Origin of the sequence: Immundisolibacter sp., assembly GCF_028696615.1 — a bacterium.
GTDB lineage: Bacteria > Pseudomonadota > Gammaproteobacteria > Immundisolibacterales > Immundisolibacteraceae > Immundisolibacter.
The window spans coordinates 1-21,538 of the sequence record NZ_JAQVGQ010000013.1 but is presented as its reverse complement, the minus strand read 5'-3'; the positions used below and the strand labels follow the sequence as shown (position 1 = coordinate 21,538).

Below are 21,538 nucleotides of genomic sequence, written 5' to 3'. Positions count from 1 at the left end.
CGGAAATCGTCGCTGCCGCCGCCTTCCACCATGTAGCAGGCGAGCGTCCACGGGCTGCCGGCAAAACCGATCAGCGGCACCCGGCCGGCCAGTTCCCGGCGCAGCATGCGCACGGTGTCGAACACATAAGGCAGCGCGGTTTCCACATCCGGCAGGCGCAGCGCGTCGATGTCGGCAGCGCTGCGCACCGGCCGCTCGAAGCGCGGGCCCTCGCCCTCCACAAAGTGGAGGCCCAGACCCAGCGCGTCCGGGATGGTGAGGATGTCCGAGAACAGAATGGCGGCGTCGAGATCGAAGCGCGCCAGCGGCTGCAGCGTGACTTCCGTCGCCAGCTCGGGGCTGCGCATGAGGTTCAGGAAACTGCCGGCCCGCGCGCGGGTGGCGCGGTATTCGGGCAGGTAGCGGCCGGCCTGGCGCATGATCCACACCGGCGTGCGATCCACCGGCTCCCGGCGCAGGGCGCGCAGCAGGCGGTCGTTTTGCAGCGCTGGCAGGCTCGCCACCGCCTCAAACACCCAGGAACTGCAGGATGCCTTCGGCGGCCTGGCGGCCGTCGTAGACGGCGGTCACCACCAGGTCCGCACCGCGCACCATGTCGCCGCCGGCGAACACCTTGGGGTTGCTGGTCTGATGCGCCAGCCTGGCCTTGGCGGGCGCGTGCACGCGCCCGCCGGCGTCGGTGGCGATGCCGGCCGCCTCGAACCAGCCCGGCGGATTCGGCCGGAAACCGAAGGCGATGATCACCGCATCGGCCGGCACCACCTCTTCGCTGCCGGGGATGGGCTGCGGCTGGCGGCGGCCCTTGGCGTCCGGCGGGCCAAGCTCGGTGGTGACCAGCTTCACGCCGCAGGCACGGCCGTCGGGGCCGGCGACGATTTCGAGCGGCTGGCGATTCCACAGGAACTGCACGCCCTCGTCCTTGGCGTTGCCGACCTCGGTGCGCGATCCCGGCATGTTGCGCTCGTCGCGCCGGTAGGCGCAGACGACCTCGGCCGCCCCCTGGCGGATGGCGGTGCGGTTGCAATCCATGGCGGTGTCGCCACCACCCAGCACCACCACGCGCTTGCCGGCAAGGTCGATGTACTCGGCCGGGTCACGCTCGAAGCCGAGCTGGCGGCGGGCATTGGCGACCAGGTACGGCAGCGCCGGCGTCACACCCGGCAGCTGCTCACCCGGAAAGCCGCCCTCGACGAACTTGTAGGTGCCCATACCCAGGAACACGGCGTCGTACTCGGCAAGCAGGCTGTCGAAGCCGATGTCCCGGCCGACCTCCACACCCAGGCGGAACTCGATCCCCATGCCTTCGAAAATGGCTCGCCGGCGCTGCACGACGTGTTTTTCGAGCTTGAAGCCCGGGATGCCGAACGTCAGCAGGCCGCCGATCTCGGGGTAGCGGTCGAATACCGTCACCGCCACACCGGCGCGCGTGAGCACGTCCGCGCAGGCGAGCCCGGCCGGACCTGCTCCCACCACCGCCACGCGCTTGCCGGTCGGCACCACGCGCGACAGGTCCGGCTTCCAGCCGAGCTTGAACGCCTCTTCGGTGATGTACTTTTCGATGGCGCCGATGGTGACCGCCCCTAGGCCGTCGTTCATGGTGCAGGCGCCCTCGCACAGGCGGTCCTGCGGGCAGATGCGCCCGCAGATTTCCGGCAGCGAGTTGGTCTGGTTGGACAGCTCGGCCGCCTCCAGAATCTTGCCCTCCTGCACCAGCTTGAGCCAGTCGGGGATGAAGTTGTGCACCGGGCACTGCCATTCGCAGTATGGATTGCCGCAATCCACGCAGCGGCCGGCCTGGCGCGCCGCCTGCGCGGCGTCGAACGGCACGTAAATCTCGTTGAAATGACGGATGCGCTGCGCGGCCGGCAGCTTGTCGAGCTGGCGCGGCACTTCCAGGAACTGCAGCGGATTCTTGCGGGGCTTGGGGGCGGCGGCCATGGTGCGGTGCTCGCTCTGGATGTCGGGTTGGGTGACGAGGCCGCTCAGCGCGGCGCGCGCACGGCATCGAGCAGCACGGCCAGCTCGCGGGCCTGCGGCTTCACCAGCCAGAACCTGCCGCGCAGATCGGGCAGGTTGTCGAGAATCTGCTGGCCCCAGTCGCTGTGCGTCTCCAGGGCGTGCTCGCGAATCAGACCGCGCAGGAAGCCGACGCAGATGGCCGTGTCCTCGGTGTTGATGCGGTGCAGCTCCACCAGCTCGGGGTTGTAGCGCTCGGGCAGGCGGTTGTCGGGATCGTAGACGAAGGCCAGTCCGCCGGTCATGCCGGCGCCGAAATTGACGCCGGTCGGCCCCAGCACCACCACCACGCCACCGGTCATGTACTCGCAGCCGTGGTCGCCCACGCCCTCGACCACCGCGATGGCGCCCGAGTTGCGCACCGCGAAGCGCTCGCCGGCCTGGCCGGCCGCGAACAGCTTGCCGCCGGTGGCGCCATACAGGCAGGTGTTGCCCATGATGGTGGTCAGGTTCCCCTGCAGGCGGCTGGCGCGCGGCGGAGACAGCACGATCTTGCCGCCGGCCATGCCCTTGCCGACGTAGTCGTTGGCGTCGCCTTCCAGCAGCAGGTGCAGACCGCCCGCATTCCACACGCCCAGGCTCTGCCCGGCGTGGCCGCGCAGCTTGACGGTGATCGGCGCGTGCTCCATGCCGTGGTTGCCCCAGCGACGGGCGATCTCGCCCGACAGGCGGGCACCGATCGAGCGGTGGGTGTTGCGGATGTCGTAATGGAAGATGCCGCCGCGGGCGTGCTCGATGGCGTCGAGCGCGTCGGCCACCATCTGCTCGGCGAGTTCACCCTTGTCGTAGGGCTCGTTGCAGGCGACCGTGCAGTAGTGCTTGCCCTCGACCTTGAGACCGCTGCCGCCGAGCAGCGGCTTCAGGTCCAGGTGCCGCTGCTTGGCGGTGCGCCCGGCAGCCGGCTGCAGCAGGTCGCTGCGGCCGATGAGTTCCTCGATGCTGCGCACGCCGAGCGCCGCCAGCCACTCGCGCGTCTCCTGCGCCACGAAGCGCAGGTAGTTCTCGACCATGTCCGGCAGGCCGACGAAGTGCTCGCGGCGCAGGGTTTCGTTCTGCGTGGCCACGCCGGTGGCGCAGTTGTTCAGGTGACAGATGCGCAAATACTTGCAGCCGAGCGCGATCATCGGCGCGGTGCCGAAACCGAAGCTCTCGGCGCCCAGCATGGCGGCCTTGACCACGTCGAGGCCGGTCTTGAGGCCGCCGTCGGCCTGCACGCGCACCTTCTCGCGCAGCTTGTTGGCCAGCAGCGCCTGGTGCGTCTCGGCCAGCCCGATCTCGAAGGGGATGCCGGCGTATTTCACCGACGTCAGCGGGCTGGCGCCGGTGCCGCCGTCGTAGCCGGAAATGGTGATCAGGTCCGCGTAGGCCTTGGCCACGCCGGCCGCCACCGTGCCGACGCCGGCCTGCGCCACCAGCTTGACCGACACCAGCGCCTGCGGGTTGACCTGCTTCAAGTCGAAAATCAGCTGCGCCAGGTCCTCGATGGAGTAAATGTCGTGGTGCGGCGGCGGCGAGATCAGCGCCACCCCGGGCATGGTGTAGCGCAGGCGGGCGATCAGCTCGTCCACCTTGTTGCCGGGCAGCTGGCCGCCCTCGCCGGGCTTGGCGCCCTGGGCGATCTTGATCTGCAGCACCTCGGCGTTGACCAGGTAGTGCGGCGTCACGCCGAAGCGGCCGGACGCCACCTGCTTGATCTTGGAGGTGCGCTCGGTGCCGTAGCGGGCCGGGTCCTCGCCGCCCTCGCCGGAGTTGCTGCGTCCTCCCAGGCGGTTCATGGCGATCGCCAGCGCCTCGTGCGCCTCCGGCGACAGCGCGCCCAGCGACATGCCGGCGCAGTCGAAACGCGCCGTGATGGCCTCGATCGGCTCCACTTCGTCGAGCGGGATGGCGCGCCGGGGCTTGAAATGCAGCAGGTCGCGCAGCGTCGCTGGCGGGCGCTCGTTGACCAGCCGCGCGAACACCTTGTAGTCCTCGTAGTCGCCGCTGCGCGCGCAGGCGATCAGCGCCCGCACCACGTCCGGGTTGTAGGCGTGGTACTCGCCGCCGTGTACGTAGTTGAACAAGCCGCCCTGCGCCAGCGGCTTGCGGGCCTGTGCGGCGGCATCCGCCAGCGCCAGCAGGTCCGCCTCGATGTCTTCGAAGGTCGCCCCCTGCAGGCGGCTGACCACGCCCTCGAAGCACAGCCGGATGACGTCCGCGTGCAGGCCGATGGCCTCGAACAGCTGCGCGCCGCGATAGCTCGGCAGGATCGAGATGCCCATCTTGGACATGATCTTGAGCAGGCCCTTGTTGATGCCGGCGGCAAACGCGGCGCAGCCGCGCTCGGCGCCTTCCGGGCCCAGCAGTTCGGCGATAGTGGCGTAGGCCAGGTACGGGTACACCGCCGTCGCGCCCAGGCCCAGCAGCACCGCGAAATGGTGCGGGTCGCGCGCGCTCGCCGTCTCGACCACCAGGTTGGCATCCGAACGCAGCTCAAGGCGCGTCAGGTGGTGGTGCACGGCGCCGGTCGCCATCGGCGCCGGCACCGGCAGGCGCTGCGGCGAGGCGCTGCGGTCGCTCAGCACGATGATCACCTTGCCCTGGCGCACCGCCGCCTCGGCCTGCTCACAGATGCGCTCGACGGCCGCCTTGAGGCCGCTTTGCCCGGCCGCCGGACGCGGGTACGACAGGTCGATCACCACGTGCGGGTAGTCGGCCTCGTAGACCGAGCACAGGCGCTCGAAGGTGTCGCGACTGAGCACCGGGCTGGCGGTGACCAGGCGCCGGGTGTGGTCCGGCGTCTCCTCGAACACGTTGTGATTGCGCCCGAAGCTGGTGCTGAGCGACATCACGATGGTTTCGCGCAGCGGATCGATCGGCGGGTTGGTGACCTGCGCGAACGACTGGCGGAAGTAGTCGTACAGCGAGCGCGGCTTGTCGGACAGCACCGCCATCGGCGCGTCGTCGCCCATAGAGCCGATCGCCTCCTGGCCGTCCACGGCCAGCACGCGCAGCACCCGCTCGCGCTCCTCGTAGCTCAGGCCGAACAGTTTTTGCTGGGCCTTGAGGTCGTCGCCGGCCAGGGCTTCGGGCTTGAAGCCGCCGTTCTCGATCTCATCCAGGCGCCGCACGTGGCGCTGCAGCCAGCGCCGGTACGGCTGGCGGCGCTTCAGGCGCTCGTCGATGTCGGCCGGCAGCAGCAGCTCGCCGGTCTCGGTGTCGGCGGCGATCATCTGCCCCGGCATCAGCCGGCCGCTGGCCACCACGTCCTCGGGCGCGTAGTCGCGCACGCCGATCTCGGACGCCAGCGTGATGATGCGATCGCGCGTCACCACCCAGCGCGCCGGGCGCAGGCCGTTGCGGTCCATGGTGCAGGCGGCGTAGCGGCCGTCGGTCAGCACGATGCCGGCCGGCCCGTCCCACGGCTCCATGATCATGCCGTGGTACTCGTAGAACGCCCGCAGGTCCGGGTCCATGCCGGGCACGTGCTGCCAGGCCGGCGGAATCATCAGGCGCATGGCGCGGAACACGTCCATGCCGCCGGACAGCAGCACGTCGAGCATGTTGTCCAGGCTCATCGAGTCCGAACCCCAGGTCGACACCAGCGGCAGGATGTCCTCGACGTCCGGGAACAGCGGACTTGCGAACTTGTGCCCGCGGGCGATGGCCCAGTAGCGGTTGCCCTCGAGCGTGTTGATCTCGCCGTTGTGGGCCAGGTACCGGAACGGCTGCGCCAGCTGCCAGCGCGGCCAGGTGTTGGTGGAAAAGCGCTGGTGGTACACGCACACGCTGGAGGCGAAGCGCGGGTCGCCGAGGTCCGGGTAGAACTGCGGCAGCCGGTCCGGCATCACCAGGCCCTTGTAGACCATGACATGGCACGACAGGCTGGTGACGTAGAACTCGGTGTCGTTCGGCTCCAGGCGCTTTTCGGCGCGCCGGCGGGCGAAATACAGGCGCCGGTTGAAATCCTCGTCGGTGAGCGTGTGCGGCGCGGTCACGAACAGATGCTCGATGCGCGGCAACATGGCCAGCGCCTGCTCGCCGCAGGCATCCGGGTCCACCGGCACCTGCCGCCAGCCGGCCACGCCCAGGCCCTCGCTGATGAGTTCGGCAGTCAGCACCTCACGCGCCTGTTGCGCCAGCGCCGGGTCACGATTCAGGAACACGGCGCCGACCGCGTAGTTCTCGCCGATACCCATGCCGGCCGCGGCGGCCACGGCGCGCAAGAACGCGTCCGGCTTGCGGATCAACAGGCCGCAGCCGTCACCGGTCTTGCCGTCGGCGGCAATCGCGCCGCGGTGCGTCATGCGCGCCAGCGAGCGGATGGCCATCGTCACCAGTTCGTGCGACGCCTCGCCGTCCATGTGGGCAATCAGGCCGAAACCGCAGTTGTCGCGCTCGAAGCGCTCCCGGTACAGCGTGTTGGAAAGGTCGGGTTGCGTGCTCACTGGGTCTGAGGTCTCTGGTATCGGCACCGGGACGGGTGCTTTCTGGACAACGGCTTGCAGGTCAAAGCTGAACATGCCATGACAAGCCCTGCAGGGCGACCGGCCGAACCCCGCCAGCCGGCCGTGGACGAACCGGTGATTTTAACCGGCCGGACCATGCCCCACAAATGTGCATGCCCGCACCCGCGCGCACGGACACCGCTCACGGCCGGGCAGCAGTATGGCAACCTGCTAGACTGCATCGGCCCTGTCAATGACTTGATTGCAAGGCCCGTGCCGGCCTGCATGCCGCACGGCATCCCCCAACCCCGGACCGGCGCTCGCCGCGTCCATTTTGCGCAACGAGGACTCCCCATGATCCACGAGCTGCCCCCCTTGCCCTACGCCATCGACGCGCTCGAGCCGCACATTTCCAGGGAAACCCTGGAGTACCACCACGGCAAGCACCACAAGACCTACGTCGACAACCTGAACAAGCTGATTCCGGGCACCGAGTTCGAGAACCTGTCGCTCGAAGACATCGTGCGCAAGTCCAGCGGCGGCGTGTTCAACAACGCCGCGCAAATCTGGAACCACACCTTTTATTGGAATTGCCTGGCGCCGAACGCCGGCGGCAAGCCGACCGGCGCGCTGGCGGCCGCCATCGACCAGGCATTCGGCTCATTCGACGCTTTCAAGGAAAAATTCAGCCAGACCGCCATCGGCACCTTCGGCTCCGGCTGGGGCTGGCTGGTGAAAAACGCCAGCGGCGGTCTCGAAGTGGTCAGCACCAGTAACGCCGGCTGCCCGCTGACCGCCGGCCAGACACCGCTGCTGACCTGCGACGTATGGGAACACGCGTATTACATCGACTACCGGAACCTGCGCGCCAAGTACGTGGAGAACTTCTGGAACCTGGTGAACTGGGATTTCGTGGCCCGCAATTTCGGCTGATCCGAAAGCCACCGACGGCACGGGGCGCTGCGGCGCCCCGTGCCGTGTCTGTCCCCACCGGTTTACAGAGGCCCGCATGAGCTCCCGATCGTGGTTTGCCCTGGGTGCGGCGACCTGCGCCGGCCTGCTCGGCTTCGGTTACTACCTACAGTTCGCCCAAGGCCTCGAGCCATGTCCGCTGTGCGTGCTGCAGCGTCTGGCGTTCCTGGCGTTCGGCATCGTCGCCCTGCTCGGCGCCCTGCTCGGACCCGGCACCCTCGGCACCCGCCTGCTGGCCGGGCTCGGCCTGCTGGCCGCCTTGGCCGGCGCCGGCGTGGCCGGCCGGCAGGTATGGCTGCAGTCGCTGCCGGCCGACCGGGTGCCCGCTTGCGGGCCGGGGCTCGATTACATGGTCCAGAACTTCCCGCTTGGCAAGACGCTGGCCATGGTGCTGCGCGGCTCCGGCGAGTGCGCCGAGAACGCCTGGCAGTTTTTGGGCCTGGGCATCGCCGCCTGGGCGCTGGTGTGGTTTGCGCTGCTGGCCGGCCTGTCGGTTTACCTTTTGTTGCGCCCGTCGCGGCGAACCGATTCCAACTAACCGACATTCAAGCCAGGAGGAGAACCCATGAAAATCGACTGCTTCACGCACGTGATGCCGAAGCCCTATATCGAGCGCCTGAGCGCTGCGTTGCAGGATTTCTACCTCGGTGACCTGCCCAACAAGATTCCCGAAATGGTCGACATCCGGCCACGTCTGGAAATGATGGACCGGCTCGGCGTCGACCGGCAGGTGCTGACCATCGCCACCCCGCCCATCGAGGAAGTGGTAACCGACCCCACGCTCGCCGCGGAACTGGCCAGCGTCGCCAACGACGCCATCGCCGAGATGGCCGCCCAGCGCCCGGATCGGTTTCTAGCGGTCGGCACGATCGCCATGAACAACATGGACGCCGCCGTGCGCGAGGCCGAGCGGGCCATCAAGCAGCTCGGCATGAAAGGCATCCTGATCTACAGCAACTGCCAGGGCCGTGCCATCGACGCGCCGCAGTTCATGCCGTTCTATGCCCTGATGGCGGAACTCGACCTGCCGATCTGGCTGCACCCGGCGCGCACGCCGATGCGCCCCGACTACGTCGACGAGGACCACTCGAAGTACGCCATGTGGCAGATCTTCGGCTGGCCGTTCGAGACCAGTCTGGCGATGACGCGCCTGATCTTCTCGGGCGTGCTGGACCGCCACCCGAACCTGAAGATCATCACCCACCACGCCGGGGCGATGATTCCCTACTTCGACAAGCGCATCGAGTACGTGTACCCGCTGTTCGAGGCGCTGGGGCAGATGGGTGACGCCATGAGCCGCCTGCAAAAGCCGCTCATCGAGTACTACCGCATGTTCTACAACGACACGGCGGTGATGGGTTCGGTCGGCGGCATGCACGCGGCGTATGCGTTCTTTGGCGCCGACAAGCTGCTGTTCGGCACCGACACGCCGTTCGATACCAAGGGCGGCGCGCTGTTCACGTCGGACACGATTTTCAGCATCGACGCGCTGCCGATTCCGCCGGCCGAGAAGGCGGCGATCTACGCCGGCAATCTCACGCGCCTGCTGAAGCTGTAACCGTCCTCACGACGCCCGGCAGGCCGGAACCGGCCGGGCGTCGGCACCTCAGGCCGCCAGCGGGAACCCGAACACCCGCGCCACGTTCTCGTACACCATCTTGCGCGTCTCGTCCGCCGGGCAGCCGGCGAAGTCGCGGCCCACCTGCCGGCGCGAGAACGGCCACACGCCCTCGGTGTGCGGGTAGTCCGAGCCCCACATGATGTTGTCGACGCCGATGATGTCGCGCGTGCGCACGCCGGCGCGGTCGTCCTCGAAGGTGGCGAAGAAATTGCGCCGGAAGTAGGTGCTGGGCTCCTCTTCCAGGCGCGGCTTCATCCAGCCCTTGTGATCGTGCCACCAGTGGTCCATGAGATCCAGCACGGCGGCGATCCAGCCGATGCCGCCCTCGACCAGCGACCACTTCATGCGCGGAAAGCGCATCGGCGCGCCGCCCCAGATGACCAGGTTCAGCGGTTCGGCAAGCTGCTGGAACTTACTGCCGCAGACCAGCGCGCCGCTCGCGCCGGGCCCGCGGATGTGCTCGGGAAAGCGGGTGCCGCCCAAATGGAACGTTGCCACCACGCCCATCTCCTGCAACCGCCCCCACAGACCATCCCACACCGGCTGGTTGTAGGGCTGCGCGGTGTTGGTGGCCGGCAGCATGACCGCCGCCAAACCCAGCCTGCCGACGGCGCGCTCGGCCTCGGCGACGATGGCCTCGATCGGCCCCTTGCCGGGCAACAGGGCCACGCCTTTCAGACGCGCCGGGTGCGCACTGCAAAATTCGGCCAGCCAGTCGTTGTAAACCTGACACACCGCGAGCTCATAGGCGGCATCCGGCGTGTCACATACGAACAAACCCACGCCCGGATAGATCACTTCGCCGACGACGCCGTCGAGATCTTGATCCTTCAGACGCGCATCCGGGTCGCAGCCGCCCGGCCGCGTGTCCTCGTAGCGGAAGTCGGTGATCTTGGGAATCTCCACGCCGCGCGCCTTGAACTCGATCATCGGCCCCTCGAAGGCCAGCGGCCGGGGCTTCAGGCCCTCCACGATCATGCTGTCGCCGAGTCCGTCGAGGGTCTCGATGCGCGGTGCCCGCTCGCGCCACTTCGCATCCATGCGCGTCAGCCACAGGTCGCGCGGCTCGACCACGTGCGAGTCGGCGGACAGCAGCGGTCCCTGGTAGGTGGTTTCGGCCATGTTCGGTTTCTCCTCGTTCAGACAGGATCGAAATGCGCGGGACGCTCGGACAGCCAGGTCTCGCCCCACAGGCGCCCGCCGCCGTCCACCACCAGCGTCTCGCCGGTGATGAACTTGCCGGCGGGACTGGCGAGATACACACAGGCCTCGGCGACGTCGAACACGTCGCCGAGCACGCGCATGGGGTTGGCGTTGTAGAACCGGTTCAGGCGCTCGCGGGGATACTGGGCGAAGCCGGTGCTCTCGATGGCGCCCGGCGCCACGCAATTGACGCGGATGCGGTGCGGCGCCCACTCCACCGCCAGCGTGCGGGCGAGGTTCATCACCGCCGCGCGCGCGGCGCTCGAGTGCGCGATGCTGGGCATGCCGCGAAAGTTGTCGAGCACGATGCTGATCACGTTGCCCGGCACGTCGTGCTCGCGCCAGGCGCGCGCCGCGGCCTGCGTCACGTACCAGGTGCCGTTGAGGTTGGTGTCCACCACCGCGTTCCAGCCGCGCGGACTCAGGTCCAGCGCCGGCTGCGCGAACTGCCCGCCGGCGTTATTGATCAGCACATCCAGCCGCCCGAAGCGCTGCCAAGTGCGCTCGATCAGCGCCTCGACTTGTGCGGGATCGCGGATGGTCATGGCCTGCGCGTCGGCGTCGGCGCCCAGATCGCGCAGCAGCGACAGTGTGTCCGCGAGCGGCTGCGGCCGACGCCCGCAGATCATCACCGACGCCCCTAACCGCGCAAACAGCACCGCGATCGCCTTGCCGATGCCGCTGCCGCCACCGGTGACCAGAACGGTTTGGCCGGCGAACAGGTCGGCGCGGAACACCGTGGGGCGGGCCCGCAGCGCGTGGTCATCCAGTCCGAAGGATGTGCGGGCGGACAGGTCATCGAACACGGAAGTCTCCTCACGACGCGGCGAGCCATCCGTGGCCGATCGGGTGGCCGTGCACGGTCATCGTGCCTCACGCGCCACTCTTAGTGATCGTTCGTTTGGTTATTTTAGCAGGCGCTTGAAAAATTCTCTGTCAATGGCCCGCCAAGGCAAGCCAGTAATGGCTTGCGCATCGATCCAGCACGGAAAGTGCTTGATCGATGGCCCGTGCGGCGCCGGCCGCCCGGCAAGCGCCGATCAGGCCTTGGCGCTGGGCCGCCCCGAAACCGCCGCGTACCAGCGCGCCAAATGCGGCCGCTCGCCGATGCGGATGCCGCTGACACGGCCGAAGTCGATGCCACACAGGGCGGTGATGTCGGCCACGGTGTAGCGCTCGCCGGCAATGAACGGCCGCCCGTCGGCGAGCTCCGCATCCAGCCAGTCCAGCCGCTTGAAGGCGTGTGCGCGCGACACTTCGCCGAATTCCGGCACCTGCGGGTGCTTGCCCTTGAAGAACGGATGCAGGTGCCGGAACACGCTGGCGATGGGCCAGAAAATCTCGAACTCCATGCGCCGGTTCCACATCTCGACCCGCGCCGCGTCGAGGCCGGGCGCGCCGAACAGGTTCGGTTCCGGCTGCAGGTATTCGAAATAACGGCAAATCGCCAGGGAATCACTCAGGCAGCTGCCGTCGTCGAGCTCCAGCACCGGCACCTGCGCCAACGGGTTGCGGCGCCGGAACTCGGGCGCAAGGATGCCGCCGTCGGCGATGCCGACCGGCACGAACTCGACGTCGGCGATGCCTTTCTCGGCCAGGAACACCCGCACGCGCCGCGGATTGGGCGCGGCGCGGTCCTCGTAAATCTTCACGCGGTGGTTTCCGGCAGCACCAGCACCGCGCACGGCGCGTGCTGCACCACCTTGGCCGACACCGATGGCTTGAATACCCGCTCCAGCAACGAGCGCGGTCGGGTCTCGAGCACGATCAGGTCGACGCCGTGCATGCGCGCCAGCGTGACGATGCCGTCGGCCGGATCGTCCACCCGCGCCACCGCCTCGTGCGGCAGGTCACCGAGCTCCTCTTTGATGATGTCGCCGAGCGCGCCTTCGAGGCGGTCGCGAATTTCATCGATGGTTTCGACACGAAAACCCACCTGCTCCATGTGACCCGGCTCCGGCGACACATAGGCCAGGATCAATCGGCTGCCGAGCTGGCGGGCCATCTGACCGGCGGCGCGCAGCGCCAGCCGTGCCGGCCGCTCGGTGGTCAACGGCACCATGATGGTCTTGGGTGCAAGCAAACTGTGCATCGTCAAATCCTTTTGTTTTGCGATAACAAATAATCAACCAACCATCGAGTAACCGCCGCTGACCGACAGCACCTGGCCGGTGATGTGACCTGCCACGCGGTCCGAGGCCAGAAACAGTACCGCGTTGGCGATGTCCTGCGGTTTGCCGATCTTCTTCAGCGGCAAGGCCTTGGCGACCTTCTCGAGCTGCTCGTCGCTGAACATGGCGCCCTTTTGGGCCCACATGCTGCGTTCGCCGACCTCGGCCGGATCGTCCGGAATGGTGACGCCGGGGCAGACCACGTTGCAGCGCACGCCAAAGCGGCCGTTTTCCCTGGCGATGGTCTTCATGAAACTGTTGACGGCCGCCTTCACGCCGCCGTACACCGCCTCGCGCGGCTCCCCCTGGCGGCTGGCGTCCGAGCTGATCGACACGATGGCGCCGCCGCCGGATTTGAGCATGCCGTCCAGAGCCACGCGCGTGCAGTTCAGCACACCGACGAAATTGATGCGGATGATCTGGTCCCAGAACTCCGGCGTGGTCTCGGTGAAAAACATCAGCCGATCCCAGCCGACGGCGTTGACCAGCACCTTGACCGGCCCGTGCGCCGACTCGGCCGCCGCGAACAGGCGCTGCACCTGACCGAAGTCGGTCACGTCGGTGGCCACGGCCTGCGCCTGCCCGCCGCGGACGCGCGCCTGCTCGGCGACGCGCTCGGCCTGCCCGGCGTCGATGTCGCCGATGGTCACCCGCGCCCCCTCGGCGGCAAAGCCGAGCGCGATGGCGCGGCCGATGTTGGACGCACCACCGGTGACGACCACGCTCGTGTCCACATAACCCAGGTCCACGTTACTCCTCCGGGCGTTGGGGTTGAAAACTTATGTGCACGCCACCGCCAGCGCCTACCAGCAAGCAACCCGTGGCAGTGTGTTGCAATGCAGCGACGGCAGCAAGCACGGCGCATTCGGCATCGTCTTACGCTGGCGGGGCTTTTCCGCCGCGCGGTGGCGCCGCGACGCCGGCGGTCAGGATCAGGCGCAGCGCCTCCTGGGCCGGGATGTCGAGCGGCGTGACGCGCTCGCGCGGCACCAACAGCGTGTAACCGCCGATCTGATAGCTCATGGGCAGGTAGACGGCCACCCGGCCGGCCCGCTGATCGGGCGGAGCAAGACCGTCCACATCCTCGCGCGTGACGAAGCCGATCAGGCCGATGTCCGGTGCCAGCGCCACGTACACCGCACGCGCCAAGCCTTCCTGCCCGCCGCCGCTGACGAACGCGAACAGATCGCGCACGCCGCCGAACACGGTCTTGACGATCGGGATGCGTTCGAGCAGGCGTTCGGTCAGACGCACCACGCTGGCGAACATCCAGGCATCGGTCATCAGACCGGCCACGAACACCAGCACCACGGCCGCCACCAGACCCATGCCCGGCAGGTACCAGCCAGCCGGCAGAACAAGACGCAAAGCGGCGCCCAGCACCGCCTCGCCGGCGCTCGCCAGCCACCACAGCAGGTACACGGTGACCGCCAGCGGCAACACGGTGGCCAGTCCCTTGAGCAAGATGTTGCGCAGCGCCCGCATCATGTCAACGTGTTCCCCACCCAAAAATCCCCCACATCGGCAGCACCCGCGCCACGGTCAATCAATGGTTCACGCCACCGTTTTCAGGTCGGGCCATCCTGCCCCGGATCGGGCGGCGGTCGGTCACCGCGCAGCCGGCGGCGCAGGATGGGCAGCTCGCGCCGATACGCCTCGGCATCGCCGTACGGCACGAATTGCCGGTAATGACGATGCGGCGCACTCATGCGCGCGGCGTGCCGCACCGGGCACCAGTACTGCTCGGTGCGCCCGGCCACTTCGCGCGCGTAGGCGATCAGGCCGTTGGCGTAGGCGCAGTAATCGCAGTTGAGCTTTTCGATGAGATTGAGGTAGCCCAGACGGTGGCGGTCGAAGGCGAAAAACTCCCGGCGCCGCACGCGCTCGATGCCCCAGGCCCGAAAGCACACTTGCTGGTAGACGGTCAGGGCCAAGTCGAGCAGCGCCAGCGGCACGATGAGGCCGTAGATCACCGGCGCGGTCAGCACATGCGCCGGGCGGGCGCCGAGCAAGTACGGCAGCAGCCGCTGACGCATGGCCTTGTGACCGGAGCGCAGACGCTCGCCGCCGTCCGCCAGGCGCTGCGCACACTCGGCGCGCAGGCGCTCGGCCTCGAGCTCGAGCTCCTGCTCGAGCTCCCACATGCGCGCACGAAGTTCATCGAATCGGGACACGGCTTTTTCCGGCTGGAAATGGCAGCGCCATTGTCGCCGCTGCCGCAGACGCCGAAAAATTCTGGTCCAGTTTTTTTCGCTGCGGTGCGGCCGCACCACGCGCCGGCGGCTCAGGGTTTGTGAAGAAATGCGCGTCCTGCGCATTTCTTGCGTCGCCCGTCCGGTACATGCCCGGACGGGCTCCCGCGAATCAAGCCCTTGCGGGCTCGATTCGCGTCCGGCCATCCCTAGCCGGCCTCGGAGCTTGAAAAATTCACAAGCTCTCAGACGATGCCGAGCTCCTGCATGCGGCCGCGAATCCACTCGCGTTTTTCCGGCGTCACCTGGCGGATCGGCGAGCGCATCACGCCGCCGGCCATGCCGAGCGCCTCGTAGCAGACCTTGAGGTTGCCGAGCGTGGTGGCGTAGGTGAAGTTGCCGGACAGCGGCGCGAACATGATCTCGTCGTAAAAATCCCGCACCGGCTGCAGCTGCTGCGACAGCGTGTATGCCTCATCCCACTTGCCGGCGCGCGCCAGCGCCGTGTACTGCTCGAGCAAGCCACGTTTTTTGCCGTACAGGATGTGCGCAAAGGCGCCGTAGATGACCTGCCCGCCGGCCCGCAGGTCGTTCAGCCAATGGTTCTCGAACGGGTCCGAGACGATGAAATCGTCCGACACCATGCGCCGCAGCTTGAGCGTGTCGTCGTGGTTCATGCTGCCCTGCTTCATGCCGACGTAGGACGGAATCTCCGACAACCGCCGCGACAGGTCGAGGCTGATCAAATGCCCCGCCACCATCGAACGGTAGAACAACAGCGCCAGATTCGAATGATCGGCCAGGTACTTGAAGTAGTCGTAGATCTCCTGGTCCGAGCGCAGCTGCACGATGGGCGTGATCACCTCGGCCGCCACATAGCCGAGCTGCTCGACGTAGTTCAGCTTCTCCATCGCCTGGTGGACGCTCTGGTCGAAGATGATGGTGTGCAGCGGCACGCGCCCGGCGGCGGCCTCGGCCACCACCTGGTGATAACGCATCCACTCGGTGACTGAGGTGTTCCAGCACTCGGCGACGAAGCCGCCCATCACCAGACCGCTCTCGCCGATGTCGATGAAGTACTCGACGTTGCGCCGCAGGCCCTCCTCGTCGAGGCTGTCGTCCGGCTTGAACGGCGTGCACGGGCAGTCGTACCAGTCGCGGATGGTCGCCTTGGCCCAGGCTTTGGCTTCGGATTTGGTGAACGGCAGTTTGCTCGCCATTTTTCGCTCCTTACAGGTAATTAAACGGCATCTATGAGAATCAGGCTCATGTCGGCGGCCTGATCGCGGATTTGCTTCAGCGGCTGGTAGTCGGGATCGGCCAGCCAGGCGTCGACCGCGGCGCGGTCCGGGAAACGGAACACCACCACCGAGTCGACCGCCTCGCCGTGCAGGCAGTCCGGCGCGTTGCTGCGCCCGAGCAGCTCGCCGCCGTGGCGGCGCACGATGGGGCCGGCGCCCTTGCGGTACTCGGCCAGCAGATCCCAGTCCTTGACGCGCTGGGTGGAGATCATGAGCACGGCCATGGTGTGATCGCTCGCCGTCAGGCCGCCTGGGGACGGCGGGTGTTCTGGATCAGGCCATACACCCGCTCGGCGCTCACCGGCAGCTGCATGATGGGCGCGCCGATGGCGTCGGCCACGGCGTTGGCGATGGCCGCCGGCGCCGGCACGTTGGCGGCCTCGGCGATGGGTCCGCAGTTGAAGGGGCCGGGGCCTTCGGGCCGCTCCAGCAGCACGGTCTTGAGTTCCGGGATATCGGCGATGCACGGGATCTTGTAATCGCCCAGATGCAGCGCCAGCGGCCGGCCGTCCTCCATGCGGTGCTCGGACATCAGCGCAAATCCAAGCCCCATCAGCATGGCGCCCTCGATCTGGCCCTGGTGCGCCACCGGGTTCACGATGGTGCCGACGTCGTGGGCGCTGGTGATGCGGCGCACGGTGACCTGGCCGGTTTCGGGGTCGACCGCCACCTCGGCCACCTGGGCGGTGAAGTTGGTGTCCGGCTGCTCCGGGAACAGGCCGATTTTCTGATACACCTGCGCCCGCACCGGCTCGCCGGCCAGCTTGGCGAGTTCAGTCAGCCCGAGCGCCTGCCCACCCGCGCTCACCTGCCCGCCCTCCCACGCCAGCACCTGCGGGGCACAGCCGAGCGCCCGGGCGGCGACCGGCGCAAGTTTTTCGCGCAGCGCCGCGATGGCGTTCATCACCGTCTGGCCGACCGCGTAGGTGGTGCGGCAACCGCCGACGCCGAAATCGAACGGCAGCTCGTCGGTGTCGGCGATGCGGATGCGCACCTTCGCCGGCGGCATGTCGAGCGCCTCGCCGACGAACTGCTGCACCGCCGTGAAGGTGCCCTGGCCGGGGTCACCGATGGGCAGCACCACCGTCACCTCGCCGTCGGCGGAAAGCTCCAGCGCACAGCTCGAATCGCCCCCCACCACGCCGCGCTCGTACATGGCGATGCCGAAGCCGACGTTCGGCTCCCGGCCGCGGCGCTCGAAGTAGCCCGACTCGCGCAGCGCCGCCTCCAGCGTCTCGGCCGCGCGCACGGTGGGCCAGTGCACGCCGGTCGGCGAGGCATCGCCCGGGCGCAGCACGTTGCGGCGGCGGAACTCGGCCGGGTCCATGCGCAGCGCGCGGGCGATGAGGTCGAACTGCGCCTCCACCGCGAACGTGGTCTGCGGGCAACCGGGGCTGCGCATGTGCCCGCCCGGGATGGTGTTGGTGTAGACGATGGTGCTGTGGATGTCGATGGCCGGCACGCGGTAGCAGCTCGCCGCCTGGTCGGCGCCGTGCAGGTTCAGGTTCGGCATCGGCTTGTAGGCACCGTAGGCGCCGCCGTTGAACTTGATATCGACGCGCATGGCGGTGATGGTGCCGTCGCGCTTGACGCCGGTTTTGATGTCGACGCGCGCGGCGTGGCGCGCGTTGGCGGCCATCAGCTCCTCGGTGTAGCTCATCACCAGCTTCACCGGCCGGCCGGCCTCGCGCGACAGCAGATACGCCACCGGCGCCTCCATCTGCGAGCCCTTGCCGCCGAAGTCGCCGCCGATGTGCAGGTTGTGCAGCTTGATGCCGGCGCCCTCCACACCAAAGCAGGCGGCGAGCTGCGCGCGCAGCATGTACGGGCTCTTGTTGGACGCCCACACCTCGGCGCGGCCGTCCGGGCGCACGTCGGCGAGCACGGCGTGCGGCTCGATGTAGCCGTGGTGCTCGGTCGGCGTGTGGAAGGTGTGCTCGAACACCTGCTCGGCCGCCGCGAAACCGGCGTCGAGATCGCCGTGCTGCCAGCGCATGTAGGCGCACACGTTCGGCAGCTTGGGCTCCTCAGGATGCGTGAAGGCGCCGGCGTAGGACTTGGGATCGGCATGCACGCACGGCGCATCCGGGGCGAGCGCGGCGTCCACGTCGAACACCGCCGGCAGCTCCTCGTACTCGACCTCGATCAGCGACAGCGCCTGCTCGGCCAGCTCGCGCGTTGCGGCCGCCACCGCCGCGACGCGATCGCCCACGAAACGCACCGTGTCCACCGCCAGCACGGCGTGGTCGCGGATGGCGCGCCCGGCGTAGTAGGGATGCTCCCTGCCGGTCAGCACCGCGTACACGCCGGGCAGCGCCTTGGCCGCCGAGGTGTCGATGCTCACGATGCGCGCGTGCGCGTAGGGGCTGCGTAGGATGCGGCCCCAGGCCATGCCGGGCAGCACGTAGTCGGCGGCGTAGCGCGCGGTGCCGGTCACCTTGTCCGGCCCCTCCATGCGGGCGGTGGGCCGGCCGACGAATTTGTGCGCCATGGATTCGCTCCTCGCTCTTGTTCGGTTCAAAGGGTCCGCTGGCACATTATCATGGCCAAAACGCCGACCAAACGATCAGCAAGGAGGAGGCCGATGCCCGACCCCACGGTGACGCTGTCACTGCACATCAACGGTGAGCCCTGGCAGGGCGAGGTGCCCGCCAACCGGCTGCTGGTGGATTTTCTGCGCTACGACGTGGGCCTGACCGGCACCAAGGAAGGCTGTAGCGTCGGCGTGTGCGGGGCCTGTACGGTGCGCCTCAACGGCCGGCTGGTCAGTTCGTGCCTCACGCTCGCCGCCATGGCCAACGGTGCCGAGGTCGTCACGGTCGAGGGCCTCGCCGGGCGCGAGGAGCTGAAACCCATCCAGCGCGCCTTCATCGAGCACGGCGGCTTTCAGTGCGGCATCTGCACGCCGGGCCAGCTGCTGGCCGCGCAGGCGCTGCTCGAAACCGACCCGCACCCCGATGAAGTCGCCATCAAGAACTGGATGATGAGCAACCTGTGCCGCTGCACCGGCTACTACGGCATCGTGCGGTCCATCCAGGCGGCCGCCGGAGATACGCCATGAGGGGCTTCGACTTCAAGGCGCCGGACAGTCTCGACGGCGTGTGCGCACTGCTTTCCGAATACGGCAGCGACGCCAAACTGCTGGCCGGCGGCACCGGTCTGCTGAACCTCATGAAGCAGGAACTAGTGCAACCGGCGGTGCTGGTCAGCCTGCAGCGCGTGCCGGGACTGGACGGCCTGACAGTGGACGACACCGGCATCCGCGCCGGCGCCTTCGTGCGTCATCGGCGCATGGAAACCGACCCCGCCGTGCAGCGCGCCCAGCCGCTGCTGGCGGCGGCCTACGGCCGCGTGGCGACGGTGCGCATCCGTATGTCCGCCACCGTCGGCGGCGGCTTGGCTCACGCCGACCCGGCCATGGACGCGCCGGCGGTGTGGAAGCTGCTCGGCGCCACGCTGCACGCGCGCTCGGCGCGTGGCATGCGGCAGATTCCGGCGGCGGAGTTCTTCGAGGACTTCTACACGACGAATTTGGCGCCCGACGAAGTGCTGACCGAAGTCACCGCCCCGCCGCCGCCGGCCGGCAGCGGCTGGTCTTACCACAAATTCCTGCCGCGCAGCGCGGACGACTACGCCGCCGTGTCGGTGGCCGCGCTGGTGGCTCTGGATGGCGATGGCAAGGTGACGCAGGCGCGGGTCGGCATCGGCTCGGCGGCGCCGATTCCGGTTCTGGCCGAGGCGGCCGGCAACGCGCTGGTCGGTGAAGCGCCCACCCCACAGACCATCGCCACCGCGGCAGAATTGGTGCGCGACGCCATCGATCCGCTCGATGATCTTCGCGGCAGCGCCGCCTACAAGCGCGACATGGCGGTCGTGTTCACCCGCCGCGCACTCGCCGAAGCCGCCGCCCGCGCCACGCGCGCCTGACCCCGCACCCCGGACCCCGGACCCCGCATGGAATTCGAATTCCGCTCCAGCCTGCCCGCCCCGGTCGACACCGTGTGGGCGGCGCTCGAAGACATCGAAACCGTCACGCTGTGCATCCACGGCGTGGTGCGCGTGGCGCGCGAGGAAGACAACCGCTACACCGGCGCGCTGCGCATCAAGGTCGGGCCGATCGCGCTCGAACTCGGCGGCCTGGTGACCGTGGAACTGCTGGATGCGACCACGCGCACGCTGCGCTTTCTGGGCGAGGCCAAGGACCGCCGCGTGCCGGGGCAGATCAAGAGCCGCGCCACGCTCATCGTGACCGAGCACGCCGACGGCAGCGAGCTGTACCTGCACAGCGACACGCACATCCTGGGCAAGCTCGGCGAGTTCGGCCAGCCGGTGGTGCGCAAAAAAACCGAGCAGGTGCTGCGCGAGTTCACCGAAAACCTCGGCCAGCGGCTTGGCGATGCCGGTACCGCGCCGGACGCGAACTCAAACTCGACGCAAGGAGATCAGTGATGCGTATAGCCATCCTCGGCGCCGGGGGCCTCGGCTCGGTATTCGGCGCCGTGCTGGCGCTGGCCGGCGTGGAAGTGACGCTGATCGCCCGCCCGGCGCATGCCGAAGCCATTCGCAAACACGGCCTCAAGCTCACCGGCATCCGCGGCGAGCACGTCATCCGCGAACCACTCACCGCCGTGGCCGATCCCAGGGACGCCGAGGGCGAGTTCGACTACCTGATCCTCGGCGTCAAGGGCAAGGACACCGACGCCGCGCTCGAAGGCGCCAACTGCCTCAAAGACCGCATCAAGACCGCGCTGTCGTTCCAGAACAACGTGGTCAAGGAAGAAATCCTCGCCCGGTGGCTCGGCGACCCCGCCCGCGTGATCGGCTTCTCCACCATCGAGGCCGGGCACATGGTCGAGCCCGGCCACGTGCACAACGGCTTGACCATCCCCACCACCAACTACGTCGGCGAGCTGGACGGCACGCTCACGCCGCGCGTCGAGGCGCTCGCCGACGCCTTCAACCGCGCCGGCATGGGGACAAAAGCCGTCACCAACATCCGCCAGGTGCTGTGGGAAAAACTCACGCAGATCTGCGGCGCGGCGGCGTGGTCCGTGAGCTGCCTTGCCGGCGGCAAGGACCTCGCCTACCCGGATGGCCTGGTAGTGCCCGAGGGCGCCGCCCATTACGTGCAGGTGGGCCGCGACGCACTGGCCGTGTACAAGGCCATGGGCTACACGCCGCAGAACTTCTACGCGCCCGTCTCCAAGCTCAAGGAACTCGACGCCGTCGAAGACTTCGACGCCGCCGTCGAGATGATGATGGAACTCGGCCGCGGCATGCAGGCCCAGGGCTACCGCGGCACCACCTCCATGCACGAAGACGTCCGCCGCGGCAAAAAGACCGAAGTCGACTGGATCATCAAACCGCTGATCGACAAGGGAAAGGAATTGAATGTGCCCGTGCCGACCCTGACGGCGGCATATCGGATCATCAAGACGTTGGATACGTACTTGAGTTGATGCCGCGCCCGCCGGTAGGGGGCAAAGCGTAGCGTGCCCACGCGGAATGGCCGTAAACACCTTGGCCTTGCGTTCGAAGAATGGGTCACCTCGTGGGCGCGGCCCTGCGGCCTTTGCCCACCCGCTCGCTGGAATGCGATCAGCCCGCGTAGGATGCGCTGAGGCACGAACCGCAT

20 protein-coding genes are annotated in these 21,538 nt (G+C 68.1%); 7 read left to right on the top strand and 13 right to left on the bottom strand.

All coding sequences use genetic code 11. The features are described from left to right. The 3 genes from PHC73_RS01960 to gltB all read right to left on the bottom strand — a co-directional run. A partial coding sequence (locus PHC73_RS01960; RefSeq protein ID WP_366949778.1) for a uroporphyrinogen decarboxylase family protein occupies positions 1-494 on the bottom strand: 494 nt, incomplete at its 3' end. 13 nt (positions 495-507) lie between these two features. Beyond that, positions 508-1,938 carry an FAD-dependent oxidoreductase gene (locus PHC73_RS01955; protein ID WP_366949777.1) on the bottom strand — a complete coding sequence of 477 codons (1,431 nt, stop codon included), beginning with the start codon at positions 1,936-1,938 and terminating at the stop codon, positions 508-510. Between the two features lie 44 nt (positions 1,939-1,982). Then, positions 1,983-6,443, bottom strand: coding sequence for a glutamate synthase large subunit (gltB, locus tag PHC73_RS01950; protein WP_300123882.1), 4,461 nt, complete (start codon positions 6,441-6,443; stop codon positions 1,983-1,985). Positions 6,444-6,797: 354 nt separating this feature from the next. Between gltB and PHC73_RS01945 the strand changes: the two genes are divergently transcribed. From PHC73_RS01945 to PHC73_RS01935, 3 genes are all read left to right on the top strand, one after another. Continuing rightward, positions 6,798-7,376, top strand: a complete 579-nt coding sequence (locus PHC73_RS01945; protein ID WP_300123881.1) for a superoxide dismutase — start codon at positions 6,798-6,800, stop codon at positions 7,374-7,376. Between the two features lie 76 nt (positions 7,377-7,452). Next, on the top strand, positions 7,453-7,953 hold the full coding sequence (locus PHC73_RS01940; protein ID WP_300123880.1) for a disulfide bond formation protein B: 501 nt from the start codon (positions 7,453-7,455) through the stop codon (positions 7,951-7,953). Positions 7,954-7,980: 27 nt separating this feature from the next. Further along, on the top strand, positions 7,981-8,973 hold the full coding sequence (locus PHC73_RS01935; protein ID WP_300123879.1) for an amidohydrolase family protein: 993 nt from the start codon (positions 7,981-7,983) through the stop codon (positions 8,971-8,973). 48 nt (positions 8,974-9,021) lie between these two features. Here PHC73_RS01935 and PHC73_RS01930 read toward each other — a convergent pair whose 3' ends face one another. The 10 genes from PHC73_RS01930 to PHC73_RS01885 all read right to left on the bottom strand — a co-directional run bounded on the left by PHC73_RS01930 (position 9,022) and on the right by PHC73_RS01885 (position 18,394). Continuing rightward, the gene (locus tag PHC73_RS01930; protein ID WP_300123878.1) at positions 9,022-10,158 is read right to left on the bottom strand and encodes an amidohydrolase family protein; all 1,137 of its coding nucleotides are present in this window, start codon (positions 10,156-10,158) and stop codon (positions 9,022-9,024) included. Between the two features lie 17 nt (positions 10,159-10,175). Next, the gene (locus PHC73_RS01925) at positions 10,176-11,045 is read right to left on the bottom strand and encodes an SDR family oxidoreductase (protein WP_300123877.1); all 870 of its coding nucleotides are present in this window, start codon (positions 11,043-11,045) and stop codon (positions 10,176-10,178) included. A 234-nt stretch (positions 11,046-11,279) separates the two neighbouring features. Further along, the gene (locus tag PHC73_RS01920) at positions 11,280-11,891 is read right to left on the bottom strand and encodes a glutathione S-transferase family protein (protein ID WP_300123876.1); all 612 of its coding nucleotides are present in this window, start codon (positions 11,889-11,891) and stop codon (positions 11,280-11,282) included. Beyond that, on the bottom strand, positions 11,888-12,331 hold the full coding sequence (locus PHC73_RS01915) for a universal stress protein (protein WP_300123875.1): 444 nt from the start codon (positions 12,329-12,331) through the stop codon (positions 11,888-11,890). The genes PHC73_RS01920 and PHC73_RS01915 overlap by 4 nt, the downstream gene beginning before the upstream one ends. Before the next feature lie 33 nt (positions 12,332-12,364). Continuing rightward, positions 12,365-13,159 (bottom strand): SDR family oxidoreductase, encoded by a 795-nt coding sequence (locus PHC73_RS01910; RefSeq protein WP_300123874.1) that lies wholly within the window; start codon positions 13,157-13,159, stop codon positions 12,365-12,367. 127 nt (positions 13,160-13,286) lie between these two features. Further along, a complete protein-coding gene (locus PHC73_RS01905; RefSeq protein ID WP_300123873.1) occupies positions 13,287-13,898 on the bottom strand; it encodes a DUF502 domain-containing protein in 612 nt (203 codons plus the stop codon). 80 nt (positions 13,899-13,978) lie between these two features. After that, positions 13,979-14,584 (bottom strand): hypothetical protein, encoded by a 606-nt coding sequence (locus tag PHC73_RS01900; protein WP_300123872.1) that lies wholly within the window; start codon positions 14,582-14,584, stop codon positions 13,979-13,981. 263 nt (positions 14,585-14,847) lie between these two features. After that, positions 14,848-15,822 (bottom strand): dihydrodipicolinate synthase family protein, encoded by a 975-nt coding sequence (locus PHC73_RS01895; protein WP_300123871.1) that lies wholly within the window; start codon positions 15,820-15,822, stop codon positions 14,848-14,850. Between the two features lie 20 nt (positions 15,823-15,842). Continuing rightward, the gene (locus tag PHC73_RS01890; protein ID WP_300123870.1) at positions 15,843-16,127 is read right to left on the bottom strand and encodes a DUF1330 domain-containing protein; all 285 of its coding nucleotides are present in this window, start codon (positions 16,125-16,127) and stop codon (positions 15,843-15,845) included. Between the two features lie 17 nt (positions 16,128-16,144). Then, complete coding sequence (locus PHC73_RS01885) at positions 16,145-18,394, bottom strand: xanthine dehydrogenase family protein molybdopterin-binding subunit (protein WP_300123869.1); 2,250 nt, start codon at positions 18,392-18,394, stop codon at positions 16,145-16,147. A 93-nt stretch (positions 18,395-18,487) separates the two neighbouring features. On the opposite strand from PHC73_RS01885, the gene PHC73_RS01880 reads away from it, so the two are divergent. The 4 genes from PHC73_RS01880 to PHC73_RS01865 are packed head-to-tail and all read left to right on the top strand — an operon-like array spanning position 18,488 to position 21,362. Then, positions 18,488-18,964 carry a (2Fe-2S)-binding protein gene (locus PHC73_RS01880; protein WP_300123868.1) on the top strand — a complete coding sequence of 159 codons (477 nt, stop codon included), beginning with the start codon at positions 18,488-18,490 and terminating at the stop codon, positions 18,962-18,964. Beyond that, positions 18,961-19,830 carry an FAD binding domain-containing protein gene (locus PHC73_RS01875; RefSeq protein ID WP_300123867.1) on the top strand — a complete coding sequence of 290 codons (870 nt, stop codon included), beginning with the start codon at positions 18,961-18,963 and terminating at the stop codon, positions 19,828-19,830. The genes PHC73_RS01880 and PHC73_RS01875 overlap by 4 nt, the downstream gene beginning before the upstream one ends. A gap of 27 nt (positions 19,831-19,857) precedes the next feature. After that, a complete protein-coding gene (locus tag PHC73_RS01870; protein WP_300123866.1) occupies positions 19,858-20,352 on the top strand; it encodes an SRPBCC family protein in 495 nt (164 codons plus the stop codon). Beyond that, positions 20,352-21,362, top strand: coding sequence for a ketopantoate reductase family protein (locus PHC73_RS01865; protein ID WP_300123865.1), 1,011 nt, complete (start codon positions 20,352-20,354; stop codon positions 21,360-21,362). The genes PHC73_RS01870 and PHC73_RS01865 overlap by 1 nt, the downstream gene beginning before the upstream one ends. The last annotated feature ends 176 nt before the right edge of the window (positions 21,363-21,538 follow it).

Coding starts and splice junctions, on each gene's coding strand:
- PHC73_RS01955 (WP_366949777.1), bottom strand. CDS start 1,938: ATGGCCGCCGCCCCCAAGCCCCGCAAGAATCCGCTGCAGTTCCTGGAA.
- PHC73_RS01945 (WP_300123881.1), top strand. CDS start 6,798: ATGATCCACGAGCTGCCCCCCTTGCCCTACGCCATCGACGCGCTCGAG.
- PHC73_RS01940 (WP_300123880.1), top strand. CDS start 7,453: ATGAGCTCCCGATCGTGGTTTGCCCTGGGTGCGGCGACCTGCGCCGGC.
- PHC73_RS01935 (WP_300123879.1), top strand. CDS start 7,981: ATGAAAATCGACTGCTTCACGCACGTGATGCCGAAGCCCTATATCGAG.
- PHC73_RS01930 (WP_300123878.1), bottom strand. CDS start 10,158: ATGGCCGAAACCACCTACCAGGGACCGCTGCTGTCCGCCGACTCGCAC.
- PHC73_RS01915 (WP_300123875.1), bottom strand. CDS start 12,331: ATGCACAGTTTGCTTGCACCCAAGACCATCATGGTGCCGTTGACCACC.
- PHC73_RS01905 (WP_300123873.1), bottom strand. CDS start 13,898: ATGATGCGGGCGCTGCGCAACATCTTGCTCAAGGGACTGGCCACCGTG.
- PHC73_RS01895 (WP_300123871.1), bottom strand. CDS start 15,822: ATGGCGAGCAAACTGCCGTTCACCAAATCCGAAGCCAAAGCCTGGGCC.
- PHC73_RS01890 (WP_300123870.1), bottom strand. CDS start 16,127: ATGGCCGTGCTCATGATCTCCACCCAGCGCGTCAAGGACTGGGATCTG.
- PHC73_RS01885 (WP_300123869.1), bottom strand. CDS start 18,394: ATGGCGCACAAATTCGTCGGCCGGCCCACCGCCCGCATGGAGGGGCCG.
- PHC73_RS01880 (WP_300123868.1), top strand. CDS start 18,488: ATGCCCGACCCCACGGTGACGCTGTCACTGCACATCAACGGTGAGCCC.
- PHC73_RS01875 (WP_300123867.1), top strand. CDS start 18,961: ATGAGGGGCTTCGACTTCAAGGCGCCGGACAGTCTCGACGGCGTGTGC.
- PHC73_RS01870 (WP_300123866.1), top strand. CDS start 19,858: ATGGAATTCGAATTCCGCTCCAGCCTGCCCGCCCCGGTCGACACCGTG.
- PHC73_RS01865 (WP_300123865.1), top strand. CDS start 20,352: ATGCGTATAGCCATCCTCGGCGCCGGGGGCCTCGGCTCGGTATTCGGC.